This is a genomic window from Frateuria sp. GZRR35 (assembly GCF_051900415.1).
GTDB lineage: Bacteria > Pseudomonadota > Gammaproteobacteria > Xanthomonadales > Rhodanobacteraceae > Frateuria_A.
Map to the genome: position 1 here is coordinate 1 of NZ_JBHZGL010000023.1, position 6,024 is coordinate 6,024.

The following is a 6,024-nucleotide window of genomic DNA, read 5'->3' on the forward strand; positions in this document are numbered from 1 at the left end:
GGTGCGTTCGCCGTAAGGCTCGCGCAGACGTGCGCGCTCCTCCGGCGGCACCATCTCCAGCGCCGACAGGCGGGCCTGCGGCGCTGCGACTACGGCTTCGAGCAGGGTCAGGTAATGTCCCGCCAGCCGCGCAATGGTGGCCGCGTCGAACAGATCGGTGCGGTACACCAGGCGACCGCCGATGCCGGCGGACGCTTCCTGCAGATGCAACTGCAGGTCGAACTTGGCGAATGACGACACGTCGCCGACCAGGCTCAACTCCAAACCCGCTAGCGATTCGGCTTCGCCGGGCAGCTCGTTCTGCAGCGCAAACATCACCTGGAAAAGTGGTGTCTGGCTCGGGCTGCGCGCTGGATTGATTGCCTCCACGAGCTGCTCGAATGGCAGATCCTGGTGCTCGTACGCGGCCAGCGCGGTCGAACGCACCGCATCGAGCAACTGCTCGAAACTTTGTTCCGGCGCCACCTGGCTGCGCAGCACCAGCGTGTTGACGAAGAAGCCGATCAGCCCCTCCAGCTCCGGCCGCGTGCGGTTGGCGATCGGCGTGCCGATCGCGATGTCTTCCTGGCTGGCATAGCGCGCCAGCACCACCTTGAATGCCGCCAGCAGCGTCATGAACAACGTGGCGCCGCGCGACTGGCCCAGATTGCGCAACGCCTCGGCCAGGCGTGTCGGCAGCAGGAAGTCGTGGCTTGCGCCATCGGCGCCCTGCACCGGCGGGCGTGGACGATCGGTCGGCAAGGCCAGCAATGGCGGCAGGTCGGCGAGTTGCTCGCGCCAGTACGCGAGCTGGCGTGGCAACGATGGGTGCTCTTGCTGCCACTGTGCGAAGTCACCGTACTGGATCGGCAACGGTGGTAGTGAACCGCGCTCTTTCCGAACCCGTGCGCGATAGAAATGGGCAAGCTCGGCCGTCATCACGTTGATGGACCAGCCGTCAGAAATGATGTGGTGCATGTTGGTCAGCAACACGTGCTCATCCGCCGCCAAACGCAACAGCCGTACCCTCAGCAGGGGCCCGACGGCGAGGTCGAACGGCTCGCTCGCGAACGCCGCCAGCCGCTCGGCGAGCTCGGCCTCCAGTGCGTCGTCTATCGCCAAGTCGATGGGTTGCCATTCGGCGATTACCTGCATCGGCTCGCCGGACACGGCCCGAAACGTCGTACGCAACGTCTCGTGGCGATCGACGATGTCCTGGATGGCCGCATGCAGCGCCGCCACGTCCAGTGGCCCGCGCAGGCGCAATGCGGCCGGAATGCTGTAGACCGCATTGGCGCCTTCGAGCTGATCGATGAACCACAATCGTCGCTGCGCATGGGAAAGCACGCACGGCGAGCGGACCTGCCGCGCCGGAATCGTCGCCCGATCACTGTCACGGGCCTCCTGAAGCAACGCGGTGATCGCATCGCGATGGCCACGGATCTGCACCAGCAACTCGTCGGTCAGCACGCCTTTTGGCGCGCCGACCTTGAGCCGACCCTGGTCCAGATGAAGCCTGACACCCCGCTCCCGCAAGCCAGCGACGAGGGCGACCACACTCATACTTCGATTTCCTCGTGGTCTTCCTGGTCGACTGGATCCATCTGGCTGTCGGCGAGCAAGCCGAGCGTCATCTCGATGTAGGTGGCCATCTCATGGATCGTGGGCGTCTCGAACATGCGCCGCAGCGGCAGTTCGATGCCCCATTGCTGGCGCACGCGTGTGACTAGCTGGGTGGCCAACAGCGAATGACCGCCGATCTCGAAGAAGCCGTCGTGGATGCCGATGGGCACTTCACGCCTGAGCACTTCGTTCCAGATCTCGACCAGCCTGAGCTGGATGTCGGTCTCCGGCGGCGCGTACGGCACACGGCTCTGGCCGGCCAGATCCACCGCCGGCAACGCACGGCGATCCAGTTTGCCGTTGATGGTCAGCGGCATGGCGTCAAGCTGCATGAAGTACGAGGGCACCATGTACTCGGGCAGGCGCTCGCCCAGTTGTTTGCGGATGTTGTCGAGGTCGATGTTCTGCCCCACGAGGTAAGCGGCCAGGCGCTTGTCACCATCGGCATCTTCCACGGTGATCACTACCGATTCCTTGACACCCGGCAGATCGGTGAGCGTCGACTCGATCTCGCCGAGTTCGATGCGGAAGCCGCGGATCTTCACCTGCGCATCGATCCGTCCCAGGTATTCCAGATCACCATCGGGCAGGCGCCGGGCAAGGTCGCCGGTGCGATACAGCCGCAGTCGGGCATCGACGCCCAAGAGCGCCCCGCCCTCTTCGACGAAACGCTGCGCGGTAAGCTCGGGTTGGTTCAAATAGCCGCGCGCGACGCCCGCGCCGCCGACGTACATCTCGCCCGGCACGCCGACCGGTGCGAGCTGCCCGTGGCTGTCCAGCAGGTGGATCCGCAGGTCCGGCATCGGCTCGCCGATCACCGACCCGCGATTGGCCTGGACGTCGGCCGACGTGATCGGGCGATAGGTGACGTGCACGGTGGTCTCGGTGATGCCGTACATGTTGATCAGGCGCGGCGCCTGATCGCCGTGGCGCTCGAACCAGGGGCGCAGGCTGGCCAGGTCCAGCGCTTCGCCACCGAACACGATGTAGCGCAGGTGGTTGGCGCGGGACGAGGAGGCATCCGCCCGCATCAGGGCGCGGAACGCCGAGGGCGTCTGGTTCAGCACGGTGACCTTTTCGTCGCACAACAGTGCGTGAAAGTCCTCCGGGGAGCGGCTGATCCAGTAAGGGACCACCACCAGGCAACCGCCATACAGCAGCGCGCCCCACAACTCCCATACGGAAAAGTCGAACGCGTAGGAGTGGAACAGCGTCCACACATCGTCTGCGCTGAAACCGAACCAGGCATCGGTGGCACTGAACAGCCGCGCCACCTGGCGATGCTCGACCAGCACACCCTTGGGGCGGCCGGTGGAACCGGAGGTGTAGATGACGTAGGCAAGCTGGTCCGGGCGCGAGGAGACCTGCGGAACGTCCGCCGGTAGCGTGGCCCACGGCGGATTGTCCTGATCCAGTGTCAGCAACTCGAATGCGCCGGCTGGAATGCGATCGCGCACGCTCTGCTGGGTCAACACGATCGCGGGCGCAGCGTCGGTGAGAATGTATTCGAACCGATCGCGCGGACAGGCCGGATCAATCGGCAGGTAGGCACCGCCCGCCTTCAGCACGGCCAGCAGGCCGACGATCATGGCCTCCGATCGTTCCAGGCACAGGCCCACGATGGCATCGGGACCCACGCCCTGCGTTTGCAGGTAATGAGCCAAGCGGTTGGTCCGCTGCTCCAGCTCCGCATAGCTCAGGCTGCGATCTTCGAAACGCACCGCCACGGCGTCCGGGCGCTCGGCCGCGCGTTGGCTGAATATCTCATGCAGGCAACGGTCGGCCACGAATGCCGGAGCCACTTCGTCCAGGCTGCGCAGGAGTTCGGCCCGCTCGCCTGCGGGCACCATCGAAAGCGCCGCCACCGGCACGCTGGGGGATACCGCTATCGCGCGCAGCAACTCGCTGTAATGGCCCGCCATGCGCTTGATGGTGGCGGTGTCGAACAGGTCGGTGCGGTAATACAGACGGCCTTCCAGGCGTCCGTCCCTCTCCTCCATGTCCAGTTGCAAATCGAACTTCGCCACGGTCGCCTCGCTTTCCAGCGGCGACAGCGTCAGGCCAGGAAGCTCGCCGCCGGGGTTGGGCGTGTTCTGCAACGAAAACATCACCTGGAACAGCGGCGAGTGGCTCATGCTTCGCTGCGGATTGACGAACTCCACCAGTTGCTCGAATGGCAGATCCTGATGCTCGTAGGCCGCCAGCGCCGTAGTGCGTACATCCTGCAGCAACTGCTCGAAACTCTGGCTTGGCTGTACTTGGCTACGCATTACCAGCGTGTTGACGAAAAAGCCGATCAGGCCCTCCAGCTCCGGCCGCGTGCGGTTGGCGATGGGCGTTCCCACGGCGATATCCGATTGGCCGGAATAGCGCGCGAGTAGCACCTTGAACGCCGCCAGCAGGGCCATGAACAGGGTGGCGCCATGCGCCTGGCTGAGTTCCTTCAGCGAACGGCACAGGGTTGCCGGCAGCACGAAGGCATGGCTGGCGCCGGCGAAACCCTGCACTGGCGGCCGCGGCCGGTCGGTCGGCAACGTGAGCAACGGGGGCAGGTCCGCCAGTTGGTCGCGCCAGTATTCCTGCTGGCGTTGTAAAACTTCACCCTGAAGCGTCTTGCGTTGCCACAGCGCAAAATCCGCGTACTGGATCGGCAACGGCGGAAGCATCGGCTCGACCCCGCGAACGCGCGCCTCGTACTGGGCTACGAATTCGCCCACCAGCACGCCCACTGACCAGCCGTCGGAAATGATGTGGTGCATGTTGGTCAGCAGGATGTGTTCCTGCGGCCCGAGGCGCAGGACCTGCGCCCGCAGCAGCGGGCCCCTGGCCAGATCGAAGGGCTCGCCGGCAAACGCCACGACCCGATCCATCACGTCGGACTCCCTGCATTCCACCAACGGTATGTCGATCGCCAGCTGCGGCGCGATCACCTGCAGCGGCTCGCCATCGGCAGAGCTGAATGTGGTGCGCAGTGTTTCGTGGCGGTCGACGATGGACTGGATGCTCGCGCGCAGCGCGGCCAGGTCGAGCGAGCCGCTGAGGCGCAACGCGGCGGGCATGTTGTAGGTTGCCGTCGCGCCGTCAAGCTGGTCGATGAACCACAGGCGTTGTTGCGCGAACGATGCTGGCGTCGGCGAAATTACTTCCCGGCGCGGAATCGGGGGGCGGTTGCCGCCACGCGCCTCCATCAGCAGAGCGGTGATCGCGTCGCGCTCCGAGCGGATCTGCTCAACCAGTTCGGGCGTCAGCGCACCCTTGGGCGCACTAACCTTCAGCTTTCCATTTTCCAGGTGCAGCTTGACCTGTCGGGCCCGCAGGCCGGCGATAAGCGCCAGGGTGCTCATACTTCGATTTCCTCGTGATCTTGCGTCAAGGTGTCGGCCGGCCCGCTGGCGTCCAGCGAAAGGACGGTCTCGATATAGGCGGCCATTTCATGGATGGTCGGCATCTCGAACATGCGTCGAACCGGCAGCTCGATGTCCCACTGGCTGCCGACACGGGTGATGAGCTGGGTGGCCATCAGCGAGTGCCCGCCCAGATCGAAGAAGCTGTCGTGCACGCCGATCGGTGCCTCGCGCGCGAGCACCTGTGCCCAGATGCCGGCGAGCGCCCGCTCCACCGCGGTGGACGGTTCCACGTACTGCGAGCCCTGCCCTTCCGCCGGATCCACCGGCGGCAGCGCGCGGCGGTCGAGCTTGCCGTTGGTTGTCATCGGCAGGGCATCCAGCCGCACGAAATGCGCCGGCACCATGTACTCGGGCAGACGGCTGCGCAGGCCGTTTCGCAACGCGGTTTCGTCCGTGGACGGCTCGGCCGCCACGTATGCCACCAGCCGCGGATCGCCCGCGATCGAGACAGCCTGCACGCTGGCTTCGCGCACCCCCGCCAGTTCGCACAGCGCCGATTCGATCTCGCCCAGTTCGATGCGGAAGCCGCGGATCTTCACCTGATCGTCGATGCGGCCCAGATACTCGATCGTGCCGTCGTGCAGCCGTCGCACCAGGTCGCCAGTGCGGTACCAACGGGTGCCGCTGTCATCCGCCACGAACCGCTCGGCAGTGAGCCGCGGGCGGGCGAGATAGCCGCGCGCCAGCGACGGACCACCGACCCACAGCTCGCCCGGTATGCCCAGAGGAGCATCGCAGCCATGGGCGTCGACCACCTTGGCGGACAGGTCCGCCAGCGGCCGACCGATCACGCTGCCGCGGTCCTGCGCGAGTTGGGCTTCCACGATGCGATGGCAGGTCGCCACGACCGCACCTTCGGTGGGCCCATACATGTTCACCACACACGATTGGTCGCCATAGCGCGCGAACCATGGCCGCAGACTGGCCGGGTCCAGCGCCTCGCCGCCCAGCGCCACCTGCCGCACCGACAACCGCTGCGGCGACTGCGCATCCACCCGCAGCAGGCTGCGGAACG

The 6,024-nt window shown here is 65.9% G+C and carries 3 protein-coding genes; all 3 read right to left on the reverse strand.

Annotated elements, in window-relative coordinates; translation table 11 throughout:
* Nucleotides 1–1,542, reverse strand: a 1,542-nt coding sequence (locus tag ACFWZ3_RS17160) for a condensation domain-containing protein (protein WP_439708894.1), incomplete at its 3' end; no start/stop codon positions are given.
* The gene (locus tag ACFWZ3_RS17165) at nucleotides 1,539–4,946 is read right to left on the reverse strand and encodes an amino acid adenylation domain-containing protein (RefSeq protein ID WP_439708895.1); all 3,408 of its coding nucleotides are present in this window, start codon (nucleotides 4,944–4,946) and stop codon (nucleotides 1,539–1,541) included. The genes ACFWZ3_RS17160 and ACFWZ3_RS17165, both read right to left, overlap by 4 nt.
* Nucleotides 4,943–6,024 (reverse strand): non-ribosomal peptide synthetase (locus tag ACFWZ3_RS17170; protein WP_439708896.1); only part of this gene is annotated, 1,082 nt, incomplete at its 5' end. The genes ACFWZ3_RS17170 and ACFWZ3_RS17165, both read right to left, overlap by 4 nt.

Coding starts and splice junctions, on each gene's coding strand:
- ACFWZ3_RS17165 (WP_439708895.1), bottom strand. CDS start 4,946: ATGAGCACCCTGGCGCTTATCGCCGGCCTGCGGGCCCGACAGGTCAAG.